The organism is Micromonospora sp. WMMC250 (genome assembly GCF_027460215.1).
Lineage (GTDB): Bacteria > Actinomycetota > Actinomycetes > Mycobacteriales > Micromonosporaceae > Micromonospora > Micromonospora taraxaci.
Genome location: NZ_JAPZBJ010000002.1, coordinates 552,670 through 569,403, shown reverse-complemented (window position 1 = coordinate 569,403; position 16,734 = coordinate 552,670). Strand labels below are relative to the sequence as shown.

The 16,734-nt window shown below is 74.7% G+C and carries 1 protein-coding gene; it reads right to left on the bottom strand.

Translation table 11 applies throughout. The features are described 5' to 3' along the window. Nucleotides 1-12: 12 nt before the first annotated feature. Complete coding sequence (locus O3438_RS02245) at nt 13-16,596, bottom strand: type I polyketide synthase (protein ID WP_269678319.1); 16,584 nt, start codon at nt 16,594-16,596, stop codon at nt 13-15. Between the last annotated feature and the right edge of the window lie 138 nt (nt 16,597-16,734).

Below are 16,734 nucleotides of genomic sequence, written 5' to 3'. Positions count from 1 at the left end.
CCGCTGCGCGGATCAAGATCTGCCGAATTCGTTCTGGATGATCTGGAGCAGTTCGTCGGCGGTCGCGTCGCCGATCTCGTCGCCGGCCACCTCCGCCGGTTCCTCGGTGGCGGCCCAGCGGTGTGCGAGCGCCTGGAGGCGGGCCACCAGGGCGGGCCGGTCGGCGTCGTCGACACCGGTGGCGGCGAGGGCCGCCTCGAGGTCGTCGAGCTGACCCTCCACCGTCGGCGCGGCCGGGCGGTGCTCGCGCATCAGGAGGGTGTCCAGGTGCGCGGCGAGGACCGCCGGGGTCGGGTGGTCGAACACCAGGGTGGCCGGGAGGTTGAGCCCGGTGACGGCGGTGAGCCGGTTGCGCATCTCGACAGCTGTCAACGAGTCGAACCCGAGTTCGCGGAAGGCGCGGTTCGCCTCGAAGCCGCCGCCCGGGCCGAGGACGGTGGCCGTCTCGGTCCGGACCAGGTCGAGCAGCAGGTGCCCGCGTTCGGCGTCGGGCAGGTCGGTGAGCCCGTCGATCGGCCCTGCGGCCCGCACCGGTACGGCCGGTGCGGCGACCGCCGCGCGGGCCTCCTCGACGCCGTCCAGCAGGGGGCTGGGACGGGCGGCGGTGAAGGCGGGGGCGAAGCGGGCCCAGTCGACGTCGGCGACCGCGACGGTGACGTCGCCGTGGTCGAGGGCGCTGGCGAACGCGTCGACAGCCACGGACGGGACCAGCGGGGTGAGCCCGCGTCGCCGCAGGTGTTCCTCGGTCCCGGTGTCGGCGACCATGCCGCCCTCGCCCCACGGTCCCCAGGCCACAGCGCTGCCGGCCAGGCCCCTGGCGCGACGCCGTTCGGCGAACGCGTCGAGGTAGGCGTTGCCCGCGGCGTAGGCGGCCTGACCGCCGCTGCCCCAGACGCCGGAGATGGAGGAGAAGCAGACGAAGGCGTCCAGGTCCCGGTCGCCGAGGAGGTCCTCCAGGTGCCGGGCCCCGCCGATCTTCGCGGCGACGATGCGGGCCAGCAGGTCCGGGGTGGTCTCGTCGAGCGGGGCGGAGTCACCGATGCCGGCGGTGTGCACCACGGCGCGCAGCGGCAGCACGTCGGCGTCGGCCCGGCGGAGCAGGTCGGCGACGTCGTCCGGGTCGGTCAGGTCGCAGGCCACGACGGTGACCCGGGCGCCGAGCGCGGTCAGCTCGTGGGTCAGGTCGTCCGCGCCGGGGGCGTCGGCACCTCGGCGGCTGGCCAGGACCAGGTGGCCGGCGCCGTCCTGGGCGAGTCGGCGGGCCACGTGCCCGGCGAGCGCGCCGGTGCCACCGGTGATCAGGACGGTGTCGCGGGGTGTCCAGCGGGTCGGGGTGGTGGGCGGGAGCGGTGCCCGGACCAGGCGGCGGACGAACGTGCCGGCGTCGCGCAGGGCCACCTGGTCGACGCCGCCGTCGGCGAGCACCCGGCAGAGCGCGGGGCCGTCGACGCGGTCCGGCAGGTCGATCAGCCCACCCCAGCGGGCGGAGTGCTCCAGGGCGGCGACGCGGCCGAGGCCCCACACGGCATTCTGGATCGGGTCGGTGACCTCGGCGGTCGCGGACACCGCACCCCGGGTGACGGCCCACAGTGGCGCGTCGAGGTGGGCGTCCCCGGCCGCCTGGATCAGGGCCAGGGTGGCGGCCAGCCCGTTGGGCACCCCGGGGTGGCCGGGCAGTTCCCGGTCGTCCAGGGCGAGCAGCGACAGGACACCGGTGACGCCGGTCGCCGAGTCCAGCTCGGCGGCGATCGCCGCCCGGTCGCGGCCGTCCACCACCACCGGCAGCGGGTGGGCGCCGGCGTCGGTCAGGGCCTGGATCAGGGTACGGGCGTACGCGTCGGCCGGGCCGGGAAGCGCGACCAGCCAGGTTCCGCCGAGACGGGCGGTGCCGTGCATGGCGACGAGTTCCCACTGTGCCCGGTACCGCTGCCGGTCGGCGGTGTCGCGGGCCTGACGGCCCCGGTGCCAGTCGGCCAGGGCCGGCAGCGCCTGCGCCACCTCCGCCACCCGGTCGTCGCCGAGCATCGTGCCGAGCGTCTCCAGGTCGTTGTGCTGCACGGCGGACCAGAAGGGGTCGTCCGACGAGTCGGCGCCGGTGCTGCCGGGCAGTGCCGGGGCGATCCAGAACCGGCGGCGCTGGAACGGGTAGGTGGGCAGCGGCACGGTCGCCGTGCCGGGCAGTGCGCTCGCCCAGTCGACGGGCACCCCGCCGACGTGCAGGCCGGCCACCGCCTCGGCGACCGCGGCGGGTTCGGCCCGGTCACCGCGCAGCGCGGCGACCAGGACGGCGTCCGCCTGCCTCGCCGTGGGCAGGCACTCCCGGACCAGCGCGGTCAACACCCCACCGGGGCCGACCTCGCAGTACGCGGTGACTCCCCGGGCGTCCAGTGCGGCGATCCCGTCGGCGAAGCGCACCGCCTCGCGGACGTGCCGCACCCAGTAGTCGGCGTCCGGCTGGCCGATCGGTTCGCCGGTCAGGTCGGAGATCAGCGGGATCGTCGGCGGCGCGTACGTGAGGTCGGCGGCGATCCGGCCGAACTCGGCGAGCATCGGGTCCATGTGCGCGGAGTGGAAGGCGTGGCTGACGTTGAGCCGCTTGGCCCGTCGCCCGTCCGCGCGCCACCGCTCCACGATCAGGTCGACGGTGTCCGCGTCGCCGGCGACGACCACCGATTCGGGTCCGTTGACCGCGGCGATCGACACGTCGCCGGCCAGCAGTGGCCGGACCTCCGCCTCGGTGCCCTGCATCGCCACCATCGCGCCGCCGGAGGGGAGCGCCTGCATCAGCCGGCCGCGCGCGGCGACCAGCCGTGCGGCGTCGGGCAGGGACAGGACGCCTGCGACGTGCGCGGCGGCGAGCTCACCGATGGAGTGGCCGAGCAGGTAGTCGGCTGTCACACCGCGCGTTTCGAGGAGGCGGTACAGGGCCACTTCGAGGGCGAAGAGCGCCGGCTGGGTGAACTCGGTGCGGTCCAGCACTGCCGCGTCACCGGTGCCGGGCTCGGCGAACATGACGTCGAGCAGCGGGCGGTCGAGGTGCGGGGCGAACGCGGCCCGGATCTCGTCGAGCGCTGCGGTGAAGACCGGTTCGGTGGCGTACAGGTCACGACCGGCACCTGGGCGTTGGCTGCCCTGGCCGGTGAAGAGGAACGCGAGCTTGCCGGTGGCGGTGGCGGTGCCGCCGATGACCGACGGGCTGGGTTCGCCGGCCGCGACGGCGTGCAGGCCGGTACGCAGCGCGTCGGCGTCGGCGGCCAGGACGACGGTCCGGTGTTCCAGGGCGGAGCGGGTGGTGGCCAGGGAACGGGCGAGGGTCACACCGGTTCCGGCCTCGACGTGCCGGTCCACACCGGCGGCGAGGAGCCGCTCGGCCTGGGCCCGCAGTGCCCGGTCGGAGCGTCCGGACAGGACGTAGGGAAGCTGTCCCGCCGACGGGTCCGGGGCGGTCACCTCGGGTCGGGCGACGGGCTCGGGTCGTTCCAGGATGACGTGCGCGTTGGTGCCGCTCACACCGAACGCCGAGACCGCCGCGCGGCGCGCCCGACCGGTCTCCGGCCACGGCTGCGCCGAGGTCAGCAGCCGCACCGCGCCGGCCGACCAGTCCACGTGCGGTGTCGGCTCGTCCACGTGCAGGGTCCGGGGCGCGAGGCCGTGCCGCATCGCCTGGACCATCTTGATGATCCCGCCGATGCCGGCGGCGGCCTGGGCGTGCCCGATGTTCGACTTGAGCGAGCCCAGCAGCAGTGGTCGCCCGGCCGGCCGGCCCCGCCCGTACGTGGCGAGCAGCGCCTGCGCCTCGATCGGGTCGCCGAGTGTGGTGCCGGTGCCGTGTGCCTCGACCACGTCGACGTCGGCGGTGGACAGACCCGCGTCGGCCAGCGCCTCGACGATCACCCTTTGCTGCGCCGGCCCGTTCGGGGCGGTCAGGCCATTGGACGCACCGTCGGAGTTGACCGCGCTGCCCCGGATCACGGCGAGCACGGTGTGCCCGTTGGCCAGGGCGTCCGACATCCGTTCCAGGACCACGAACCCGACGCCCTCGGCCCAGCCGGTGCCGTCGGCACCGGCGGCGAACGCCTTGCACCTGCCGTCCGGGGCGAGCCCGCCCTGCCGGCTGAACTCGACGAAGACCGCTGGGCTCGACATGACCGCGACACCGCCGGCCAGGGCGAGCGTGCACTCCCCCTGCCGCAGCGCGCGGGCCGCCCAGTGCAGGGCGACGAGCGACGACGAGCACGCCGAGTCGATGGTGACGGCCGGCCCCTCGAAGCCGAAGGTGTAGGCGACCCGGCCGGACATCACGCTTGTCGCGTTGCCGGTGAGGCGGTACCCCTCGACCCCGGGTGGTGGCGGTGCGCCCTCCCCGTACCCGAGGTGGGCGCCGCCGACGAAGACGCCGGTCCGCCGACCGCGCTGCGCCCGTGGTGGGAGGCCCGCGTCTTCGAGGGCCTGCCAGGCGGTCTCCAGCAGGAGCCGCTGCTGCGGGTCCATCGCCAGGGCCTCGCGGCCGTTCACCCCGAACAGGTCGGCGTCGAAGTCGGCCGCGTCGTACAGGAAGCCACCGGAGCGGGTGTAGGCGGTGCCCTGGTGGTCCGGGTCCGGGTGGTACAGCGCGTCGAGTGCCCAGCCACGGTCGGCGGGGAAGCCGGAGATGACGTCGGCCTCGTCGGCGACCAACCGCCACAGGTCGTCGGGCCCCTGCACGCCGCCCGGGAAGCGGCAGGACATGCCGACCACGACGATCGGGTCGTCGTCGGGTGCCACTGTCGACGCCGGGACCGGCGCTGCGGTGGCGGGCTGGTCGAGCAGTCGGTCGCGCAGGTAGCGGGCCACCGCGAGCGGGTTCGGGTGGTCGAAGACGAGGGTGGCGGGCGGCGCGAAGCCGACGTCGCGGCGCAGCCGGTCCCGCAGGTCCACGCCGGTGAGCGAGTCGACACCCATTTCGCGGAACGCCTGTTCCGCGCCGACCGCGTCCGGCCCGGCGTGACCGAGGACGGCGGCCGTGACGCCACGGACGAGGGTGAGCAGGTGGTGTTCCTGTTCGGCCGGGGGCAGCGCGGCCAAGGTCTCGGCCAGCGGCGTGGCGGTCTGCTCGACGGTCTGACCGACCAGCGCCCGCACCTGCGGCAGGTCGCCGATCAACGGCCGGGGTCGGGCGGCGCTGAAGATGGGGGCGAAACGGGACCAGTCGACGTCGGCGACCGCCACGTAGGTCTCGTCGGCGTCCACGGCCTGACGCAGCGCGGCGATCGCGGTCTGCGGGTCGAGGACCGGCAGGCCGCGCCGGAACAGCAGGGTTTCGGTGCCGGCGTCGACCATCCCGCCGTCGCCCCACGGACCCCAGGCGACCGCTGTGGCGGTCAGGCCCCGGGTTCGCCGGTCGTCGGCGAGGGCGTCCAGGTAGGCGTTCGCGGCGGCGTACCCGCTCTGCTCGCCACTGCCCCAGAGCGCGGCGATCGAGCTGAACAGCACGAACGCGTCGAGCGGGGTGTCGGCGAGGAGCCGATCCAGGTGGGCGGCGCCGGCGACCTTGGCGGCGGCGACCTCGGCGAGCCCGGCCGGGTCGTCGTGCAGCGTTGCGGCGAATCGCAGGGCGCCGGCGGTGTGGAAGACGGCGGTCAGGTCCGGAATGGTGTCGAGCAGGTCGGCGAGGGCGTCGGCGTCGGTGACGTCGCAGGCGGCGATGGTGACGCGGGCGCCGAGCGCGGTCAGTTCGGTGTGCAGCCGATCCGCGCCGGGTGCGTCGGCGCCGGCGCGACTGGTCAGCACCAGGTGGGGGGCGCCCGCACCGGCGAGCCAGCGGGCCACGTGCGCGCCGAGCGCGCCGGTGCCGCCGGTGATCAGGACGCTGCCGCGCGGCGACCAGGTGGTCGGGGTGGCGGGCGGGGCTGCCGGTACGACACGTCGGACGTGGACTCCGGTGTCCCGGATGGCGACCTGGTCCTCCGTGGTGGTGCTGCGTACCACCGCCCAGAGCCGGGCGAGGGTGTGCGCGTCGGGGTTCTCCGGCAGGTCGGCGAGGCCGGCCCAGGTGTCGGGGAGTTCGAGGGCGGCGACCCGGCCGTACCCCCACACGGTGGCCTGGTGCGGGCTGATCCGGGGTTCGTCGCCGACGCGTACCGCGCCGGTGGTGACGGCCCAGAGCGGGGTGCCCTGCGGAAGGTCGCGGAGCAGCGCGGAGGTGCCGGTCAGGCCACGGGACAGGTGTGGGTGGTCCGGGTCGGGGCGCTCGTCCAGGGCGAGCACTGACAGCACGCCGCCGATGTGGCCCGGGTCGATGGTGGGCAGTGCGCCGGCCGGCACCGCGATCACGTCGGGACCACCCGCGGCCAGGAGGCCTGCGGTCATCGGGAGGTCCAGGTCGGGGACGACGACCAGCCAGCCGCCGGGGCGGGGGGCGGTGGTGACGTCCCGGACCGGCCAGTCGACGCGGTAGCGCAGGCCGGGTTCGGTGCCCTGGCGACGCCAGGCGCGCAGCGCGGGGAGAACCTCGTCGAGGGGGCGGTCGTCGGCGACGCCGAGCAGGTCGGCGAGGTCGCCGCGGTCGACGGCCTGCCAGAACGGGGTGTCGGGGGCGGCGGTGTCGTCCTCCAGCCAGAAGCGCTGCCGTTGGAAGGCGTAGGTGGGCAGGTCGACCAGGCGCCCACCGCTCAGGCAGGGCGCCCAGTCCACAGCGACGCCGCGCACGTAGGCCTGCGCGAGAGCGGCCAGCAGCGTGGCAGGTTGGTCCCGGTCAGCGCGTTGCACTGGCACGAACACCGCGTCCGTGACGCAGTCCGCGCCCATAGCCGACAGGACCCCGTCGGGGCCGATCTCCACGAACGTGCTGACGCCCAAGGACTCCAGGGTGGTGATCCCGTCGGCGAACCGCACGGCCTCGCGCACGTGCCGCACCCAGTAGCCGGCGTCCTGCGCCTCGGCGACCTGCCCGCTCACGTTCGACACGATCGGGATGCGCGGCGACGCATAGGTCAGCGTTGCCGCCACCTCGGCGAACTCGGCCAGCATCGGCTCCATCAACACCGAGTGGAACGCGTGGCTCACCCGCAGCCGCTTGGACTTGAAACTCGCCGCGACGGCCGTGACCTCGTCGGCCACACCGGACAGCACCACCGAGCGGGGGCCGTTGATCGCCGCGACGGACACCCCGTCGGTCAGCAGCGGCAGCACCTCCGCCTCGGTGGCCCGCACCGCGACCATCACCCCACCGGCCGGCAACGCCTGCATCAACCGGCCCCGCGCGGCGACCAGTTTCGCCGCGTCGGGAAGGGACAGCACCCCGGCCACGTGCGCGGCGGCGATCTCACCGATCGAGTGCCCCACCAGGAAGTCCGCTGTGACACCGAACGACTCGACAAGGCGGAACAACGCCACCTCGACGGCGAACAACGCCGCCTGCGTGTAGACCGTCTGGTTCAGATCGTCGCCCTCGGCGATGACCTCCCGGATCGACCGGTCCAGGTGCCGGTCCAGCTCGGCGCAGACCGCGTCGAACGCCTCCGCGTACACCGGGAACGTCGCGGAGAGGTCCAGGCCCATGCCGGGCCGTTGCGAACCCTGACCCGAGAAGACGAAGGCGAGACCTCCCGCCCGTACCTCACCGGTGTGCGCGCCTTGGTGGTCGCGGCCCGCAGCCAGATCGCGCAGCGCGCCCACGGCGTCGCTCTCGTTCGTGAGCAGTGCCGCCCGGTGCGGGAACGCGGTGCGGGCGGCGGCCAGGGTCCAGCCGGCGTCGAGCAGTGTGGGTGTGCCCGGTTCGGCCAGTCGGTCCGCGAGGCGAAGCGCCTGGGCACGCAGCGCGTCGGTCGACTGCCCGCTGAGCACCAGCGGGACGACGGGAGAGGACGCCTGCGGAAGGGCTGGTACGCGGCCGACTCCGGCGGGCGCCTCCAGGATCACGTGGGCGTTGGTGCCGCTGATGCCGAACGACGAGACGGCGGCCCGGCGCGGCAGGTCCGCCGGCCACGGTTGGGCCGTGTCCAGCAGCCGCAGCGGGCTGTCCGCCCAGTCGACGTGCGGGCTGGGCGTCCCGGCGTGCAGGGTGCGGGGCAGCACCTCGTGCCGCATCGCCTCGACCAGCTTGATGACACCGGCGACACCGGCGGCGGCCTGGGTGTGCCCCAGGTTCGACTTGACCGAGCCGAGCCACAACGGCCGCTGCGCCGGGCGGTCCGGCCCGTACGCCGCCTGCAACGCCTGGGCCTCGATGGGGTCGCCCAGCGCGGTGCCGGTGCCGTGCGCCTCGATCACGTCGATGTCGCCGGGCGTCAGCGCCGCGTCGGCGAGCGCGGCCCGGATCACCCGTTGCTGGGCGGGGCCGTTCGGAGCGGTGAGGCCGTTCGACGCGCCGTCGGAGTTGACGGCGGTGCCACGGACCACGGCAAGGACCGGGTGACCGTGCCGCTGGGCGTCGGAGAGACGCTCGACCAGCAGCATGCCCACGCCCTCGGCGGAACCGAACCCGTCGGCGTCGGCGGAGAAGGGCTTGCAGCGGCCGTCCGGTGCCAGTCCACGTTGGCGGCTGAACTCGACGAACATGTGCGGGGTGGACATGATGGCGACGCCACCGGCGAGCGCCAGGTCACACTCACCGGCCCGCAGCGCCCGCACGGCCAGGTGCAGCGCGACGAGCGACGACGAGCAGGCGGTGTCGACGGTGACGGCGGGGCCGTCGAGGCCGAACGCGTAAGCGATCCGGCCGGAGGCGACGCTCGCGGTGCTGCCCGTGAGCAGGTAGCCCTCCAGGTCGGCGGGCGCCTGCCGGACCCGGGACGCGTAGTCCTGGTAGGTGAGGCCGACGTAGACCCCGGCGTGCCGGCCGCGCAGTGTCGCGGGGTCGATGCCGGCCCGTTCGAACGCCTCCCACGAGGTCTCCAGCAGGAGCCGCTGCTGCGGGTCCATGGCCAGGGCTTCGCGGGGGGAGATGCCGAACGGGGCGGGGTCGAAGTCGGCGACGTCGTAGAGGAACCCGCCGTGCCGGGTGGTCGAGGTGCCCGCGTGATCCGGGTCCGGGTGGTAAAGGCCGACCAGGTCCCACCCACGGTCGGTGGGGAAGCCGCCGATGGCGTCACCGCCGTCGTCGAGCAGTCGCCACAGGTCGGCGGGCGAGGTGACGTTCCCGGGGTAGCGGCAGGCCATCGCGACGATCGCGATCGGCTCGTCGGGTACCCGTACCGTGGCGGGGTCGTCAGCGGGTTGGGCGGGCAGCGTGCCGGTGAGCTCGTCGTGCAGGTGCGCCGCGAGGGCGGCCGGGGTGGGGTGGTCGAAGACCAGTGTGGTCGACAGGCGCAGGCCGGTGACAGTGCGCAGGCGGTTGCGCAGCTCGACCCCGGCGAGGGAGTCGAAGCCCAACTCGCGGAACGGACGGTTCGGGTCGACCGCGTCCGGGCCGGTGTGGCCGAGCACGAGCGCCGCCTGTTCGCGGACCAGGCCGACCACTGCCCGCTCGCGGGCCGCCTCGGGCAGCGCGGCCAGTGCGGCGGCGAGGCTCTCGGCGGGGCCACCTGTCGCGCGGGACGTGACAGCGCCGGCACCGATGGCGCGCTGCACCTCCGGCAGGTCCTCGATCAGCGGGCGGCGGCGGCCGGCGGTGAGCGCGAGGGCCAGCCGGTCCCAGTCGAGGTCGGCGACGGTGATCGTGGTGGCGTCGTCGTCGAGGGCCTGTTGCAGGGCGGCGAGCGCGATCTGCGGGTCCATCGGGGTGATGCCGTGGCGTTGCATGAGGTCGCCGACTGCGGCGTCGGCGGCCATGCCGCCGCCGGCCCACGGGCCCCAGGCGATCGACGTCGCCGTCAGGCCGTCGGCCCGGCGCTGCTCGGCCAGGGCGTCGAGGTACGCGTTTCCCGGCGCGTAGTTGCCCTGCCCCGGGATGCCGATGCTCGCCGCGATCGACGAGAACAGCACGAACGCGCTGAGGTCCCGGTCCCGGGTGAGGTCGTCGAGGTTACGGGCGGCGGCCACCTTCGCGGCGAGCACCCGGTCGACCTGGTCGGCGGTGAGGGTGTCGACGGTGCCGTCGTCGAGCAGGCCGGCGGCGTGCACGACGGCGCTGACCGGATGCGCGGCGAGGACCGCCGCGAGAGCGTCGCGGTCACCGGCGTCGCAGGCCACGACCGAGGCGGTGGCGCCCAGTTCGGCCAGTTCGGCGACCAGGTCGGCGGCGCCGGGCGCGTCCGGGCCGCGTCGGCTGAGCAGGATCAGCTGCGGCACGCCACGCTCGGCGAGCCAGCGGGCGACAGTGCCGCCGAGGGCACCCGTACCGCCGGTGACCAGCACCGGTCCGTCCAGGCGCGGGCCGCCGGCCAGTCGGGCCGGGCGGGGTGCGTGGCCGAGGCGGCGCAGGTAGCGACCGTCGACCCGGATGGCCACCTGGTCCTCGCCGTCCTCGCCGGCCACCGTGGCGAGCAGCCGCTCGGCGGCCCGCTCGTCGAGGTCGGTGGGCAGGTCGACCAGACCGCCCCACCGTTCGGCGTGTTCCAGGGCGACGATCCGGCCGAGACCCCAGATCAGGGCCTGCTCGGGGTCGTCCACCCGGTCCGCCGGGCCGGTGTCGACGCCCCCGCGGGTGACCAGCCAGAGCGGGGCGTCCACAGCGGCGTCACCGAGTGCCTGGGTGAGGGTCAGAGTGCGGCGCAAACCCTCGCCGAAGGGCCCCTCCGCGAAGGCGAGCAGGGAGAGGACACCGTCGGCGTCACCGGCGAGCCGCTCGGCGAGGGTGGCCCGGTCGGCGTCGGCGGCGACGACCACCACGTCGAGCGTGAGCCCGGCGTCGCCGAGGGCCGCAAGGACGGCGGTGGTGCCCGGGTCGTAGCCGGCCACGGCGACGATCCAGTGCCCGTCGGCGGTGACAGTGGCGTCCGGCTGCGGCTTCCACTCGACCACGTAGCGCCAACCGGCGGCCCCGGCGCGGATCCGCTGCTCCCGCCGCCAGGCGGCCAGCACCGGCACGATCTCGTCCAGTGCGCCCGGGGCCAGGGCCAGGTCGGTGGCGAGCGCGGCGGCGTCGCCACGCTCCACGGCCGCCCAGAACGGGTCGTTGGCCGGGTCGTCGGCACTGCCCGGCAGGGCCGGGTGGTGCCAGAAGTGCTCCCGTTCGAACGGGTAGGTGGGCAGTGCCACCAGCGCACCGTCCGGGGTCAGGCCCGTCCAGTCGACGGTGAGCCCGCGCGCGTACGCCTCGGCCAACGCGACCCGGAACCGGTCCGGGCCGCCGTCGTGGCGTCGCAACGTCCGGAGCACGGCGGCGTCCACTCCGGCCTCGTCGGCCGAGTCCTGCACGGCGGCGACGAGAACCGGGTGTGGGCTGGCCTCGACGAAGGCGCGGTACCCGTCGGACAGCAGCACGTCCACCGTCTCGGCGAAGCGGACCGGCCGGCGCAGGTTGGTGTACCAGTAGTCGGCGTCCAGCTCGGTGGTGTCCAGCCGCGAGCCGTAGACGGTGGAGTAGAACGGGATGTCGGCGGCGCTCGGCTCGACCCCGCTGAGGGCGTGCAGCAGCTCGTCGCGGATCGCCTCGACGTGTGCCGAGTGCGAGGCGTAGTCGACCTTGATGCGCTTCGCCTCGATGCCCACTGCGGCGAGCGCCGGTTCGAGGTCGTCCAGGTCGGCGGGTTCCCCGGCGACGACCACGGCGGTCGGACCGTTGACGGCGGCCACGCTGATCCGGCCGCCCCAGCGGGCCAGGACCGGCTCCACGGCGGCGGCGGACGCCTGGACCGCGAGCATTCCTCCCTGCCCGGCCAGCGCGACGATCGCCTGGCTGCGGCGGGCCGCGATCCGGGCGGCGTCGTCCAGGGTGAGCGCGCCGGCGATGTGCGCGGCGGCGACCTCACCCTGGCTGTGCCCGATCACCGCGGCCGGGCGGACACCGGCGGCCTGCCAGAGCCGGGCCAGGGAGACCATCACCGCCCACAGCGCGGGCTGGACCACGTCGACCCGGTCCAGCGACGGCGCGTCGTCGTCGCCGCGCAGCACGGCGAGAAGATCCCAGCCGGTGTACGGGAGCAGCGCCGCGCCGCAGGCGGTCAGGTGCTCGCGGAACACCGGGTCGGCGTCGGCCAGCTCGACGGCCATGCCCAGCCACTGGGAGCCCTGTCCCGGAAAGACGAACGCGATCCGGCCGGGCTCGGCCGGGTGGGCGGTGACGACGTTCGCCGCCGCCCGGTCCTCGGCCAGGGCGGCCAGTCCGTCGCGTAGGTCGTCCGGTGTCGAGGCGAGGACGACCGCCCGGTGTTCGAACCGGGTCCGGGTGGCGTTGAGGGTGTACGCCAGGTCGGCGAGGTGGGTGTCGTCTCCCACGATGCGGTCGCGCAGACGCGCGGCCTGGCGTCGCAGGGCGTGCGGCGTACGGGCGGACACCAGCACCGGCACTGTCCCCGGCACGGCCGGGCGGGCCGGGGAGTCGACGTCGGGTGCCTCTTCGAGGACCAGGTGGGCGTTCGTTCCGCTGATGCCGAAGGAGGAGACGGCGGCCCGGCGGGGGTGGTCGTTCCGCCGCCAGTCGCGGGGTCCGGTGAGCAGTCGGACGCTGCCGGCGGACCAGTCGACGTGCGGTGACGGCTCGTCGGCGTGCAGGGTGCGGGGCAGCACCTCGGCGCGCATCGCGAGGATCATCTTGATCACGCCACCGACGCCGGCGGCGGCCTGGGTGTGGCCGATGTTGGACTTCAGCGAGCCCAGCCACAGCGGGGTGTCCTCGGGTCGGTCGACGCCGTACGTCGCGATCAGCGCCTGCGCCTCGATCGGGTCGCCCAGTGTGGTGCCGGTGCCGTGTGCCTCGACCACGTCGACGTCGGCCGGTGTGAGTCCGGCGTCGGCGAGGGCGGCCCGGATGACGCGCTGCTGGGCCGGGCCGCTCGGCGCGGAGAGCCCGTTGGAGGCGCCGTCTTGATTGATCGCGCTGCCCCGGATCACGGCGAGGACGTGGTGGCCGTTCGCCCGCGCGTCACTGAGCCGTTCCAGGACCAGGACGCCGACGCCCTCGCCCCACCCGGTGCCGTCGGCGGTCGCGCCGAACGCCTTGCACCGGCCGTCGCCGGCCAGGCCGCGCTGGCGGCTGAACTCGACGAACATGCCGGGGCCGGCCATCACCGTCGCACCGCCGGCCAGGGCCAGTTCGCACTCGCCCCGGCGCAGCGACTGGGCGGCCAGGTGCAGCGCGACGAGCGACGACGAGCAGGCGGTGTCGACGGTCAGCGCCGGCCCTTCGAGGCCGAGCACGTACGAGATACGGCCGGAGGCGACGCTCATCGTGCTGCCCGTCAGCACGTAGCCGTCGAGGCCGTCGGCGGGTTCGGCGAGGCGTGCGCCGTACTCGTGGGAGGTGGCGCCCACGAAGACCCCCGTGCGGCTGCCGCGCAGCGCGCCCGGCACGATGCCGGCCCGCTCCACCGCCTCCCAGGAGGCCTGCAACAGCAGTCGCTGTTGCGGGTCCATGGCCAGCGCCTCGCGCGGGGAGATGCCGAAGAAGCCCGGGTCGAACTCGGCGGCGTCGTGCAGGAAACCGCCGGAGCGGGTGTAGCTGGTGCCCGGGTGGCCGGGGTTCGGGTGGTAGAGGGCGGTCAGGTCCCAACCCCGGTCGGTGGGGAAGCCGGTGATGGCGTCACCGCCGCTGGACACCAGGTGCCACAGCTCGTCGGGGTCGGTGATGCCACCGGGATAGCGGCAGGCCATCGCGACGACGGCGATCGGCTCGTCGGCGTCGGGCCGACCCGGCTGCGCGGACTCCCCGACGGTCGAGGGGTCGACGCCGCCCGAGGCGGTGTGCAGCCACCGGGCGAGCGTGACCGGGTCGGGGCTGTCGTAGAGCAGGGTGGCCGGCAACGCGAGGTCGAGGGCGGAACTGAGGCGGTCGCGGAGTTCGACGGCGGTCAGCGAGTCGAAGCCGAGCTGCTTGAAGGAGTGGGTGGTGTCGACGGTGAACGGGTCCGGGTGGCCGAGCACCGAGGCGGCGTGCGTTCGTACCAGGTCGAGAAGGTCGTCCTCGGAGCGCGCGGCGCTGCGCGCGGTCGGCGTCGGGGGCGCGTCGGCGGTCTCGGACACCCAGTAGGACTCGCGCTGGAACGCGTACGTGGGCAGCGGCACGCGCACCCCGCCGGCCAGCGACGGCGTCCAGTCGACGGCGACTCCCCGGCCGTGCAGCTGGGCCAGGGCGGCGACGACCGTCTCCGCCTGCGGGCGGTCCGGGCGCTGGGCCGGGACGAACGCACCCGTCGACACGCAGTGGGCGCCCATCGCGCAGAGCACCCCGTCCGGGCCGATCTCGACGAACGTGGTGACGCCTTCGCTCTCCAGTGTCGCGAGCCCGTCGGCGAACCGGACCGCCTCCCGCACGTGCCGCACCCAGTAGGCGGCGTCCTGGGTTTCGGCGATCCGCCCCGTCACGTTGGAGACGATCGGGATGGTCGGCGGCGCGTACGTCAGCGTCTCGGCGACCTCGGCGAAGGCCACGAGCATCGGTTCCATCAGCGCCGAGTGGAAGGCGTGGCTGACCCGGAGCTGCCGGGTCTTCTCGAACCTCGCCGCGACCCCGGCTACCGCGTCGACGGTGCCGGACAGCACCACCGCGCTGGGGCCGTTGACCGCCGCGATGTCCACGCCGTCGGTGAGGTGCGGTGTCACGTCGGCCTCGGCGGCCTGCACCGCGATCATCACGCCACCGGCCGGGAGGTCCTGCATCAGTCGGCCCCGGGCCGTGACCAGCCTCGCCGCGTCGGCCAGGGACAGCACCCCGGCGACGTGGGCTGCGGCGATCTCGCCGATGGAGTGCCCGACCAGGTAGTCCGCCGTGACGCCGAAGGACTCGACGAGCCGGAACAACGCCACCTCGAAGGCGAACAGCGCGGCCTGCGTGTACACGGTCCGGTCCAGCTCCGACCCGTCCGCGACGACCTCGCGCAGCGGACGGTCCAGGTGCGCGTCGAGGTCGGCGCAGGCGGCGTCGAAGGCTGCCGCGAACACCGGGTAGGTGTCCGCGAGGTCGAGGCCCATCCCGACCCGCTGCGAGCCCTGGCCGGCGAAGAGGAACGCGAGCTTGCCGTCGCCGACCCGCTGCACCGGCGAGTCGTCGGCGGCGAGGGCGGCCAGGCGTTCGGTCAGGGTGCTCAGGTCCGCTCCGACGACCGCCGCCCGGTGGTCGAAGTCGCTGCGGTGCCGGGCGAGGGAGTACGCCACGTCCACCGGCCGCGTGTCCGCGGCGACCGCGTCCCGCAACTGCCCGGCCTGCGCGCGCACGGCGGCCGGGGTACGCCCGGACAGCAGCCACGCCACGGGTTCGTTCGTCGCCGGCTCGTCGGTCACGGGTGGCCGGGTCGGCGCCGACGACAGCACGACGTGGCAGTTCGTGCCGCCCATGCCGAACGAGCTGACCCCGGCGACCAGCTGCCGCTCCGACTCCGGCCACGCCCCGTGCTCCGTACGCACCCGCAGCCGCAGCTCGTCGAACGGGATGCGGGGGTTCGGCGTGGCGAAGTTGAGGCTCGGTGGCAGTTCCCGGTGGTGCAGGGCCAGCACGGTCTTCAGGAGCCCGACCACGCCCGCCGCGCCCTCCAGGTGCCCGACGTTCGTCTTCGCCGACCCGACCAGCAGCGGATGATGCCGGCCGGACGCCACCCCGAGGACCGTACCGAGCGCGTCGGCCTCCACCGGGTCGCCGACCCGGGTGCCGGTGCCGTGCAGCTCCACGTACTGGACCGTCGCCGGGTCCACAGCGGCCTGCCGGTACGCCTCGCGCAGCACGTCGGTCTGGCCGTCGCTGGTGGGTGTGGTGAGGCTGTCGCCGCCGCCGTCGTTGTTGACCGCGCTGCCCCGGACCACGCCGTAGATCTGGTCGCCGTCGGCGAGCGCGTCGGTGAGGAGTTTGAGGGTGAGGACCACGCCGCCCTCGCCGCGCACGTAGCCGTTGGCCCGGGCGTCGAACGTGTAGCAGCGGCCGTCCGGCGACAGACCACCGAACGCGGCGGCGGTGAGGGTGCTCTCCGGCACCAGGTTGAGGCTGACCCCGCCGGCCAGGGCGACCTGGCAGCGGCCCTCGCGCAGGCTCTCCGCAGCCAGGTGGACGGCGACCAGCGAGGATGCCTGTGCCGCGTCGACGGTGAGGCTGGGACCGCGCAGCCCGAGCACGTACGACAGCCGGTTGGCGATGATGCCCCGGTTGGTGCCGGTGAGTGTCCACGGGGTGATGCCGTCGGCCCCGAGGCGGCGGATCACCGTGGCGTAGTCGTCGCCGATCGCGCCGACGAAGACACCGGCTCGGGTGCCGGCGAGAGCGTCCGGGACGATGCCGGCGTCCTCCAGGGCTTCCCAGCCGAGCTCCAGCATGAGCCGTTGCTGGGGGTCCATGGTGGCCGCCTCGCGCGGGGCGATGCCGAAGAAGCCGGGGTCGAAGCCGTCGACCCGGTCCAGGAAGCCGCCGCGTGGACGGTCCTCGACGCTCCCCCAGCGTCCGGCCGGCGCCTCGGTGACGGCGTCGCGGCCGTCCGCCAGCAGGCGCCAGAACGCGGCGGGATCGTTGGCGCCGGGAAGTCGGCACGCGACACCGACAATGGCGACGCCGTCAGATTCCGCATTTCCATCGGTGAATGCTGATTCGCTCTTCATGACGATCCGCGGCCCCCACTCGTCCACACGGCCCGATGGCGCGTTCGATTCGGACGGTAATGACGGCCGGCAGAGGCCGGACACCCCTACGGGATCGAGCGCACCCCGGGCCGGGGCCGACGTGGAGGGCGGCCCCTA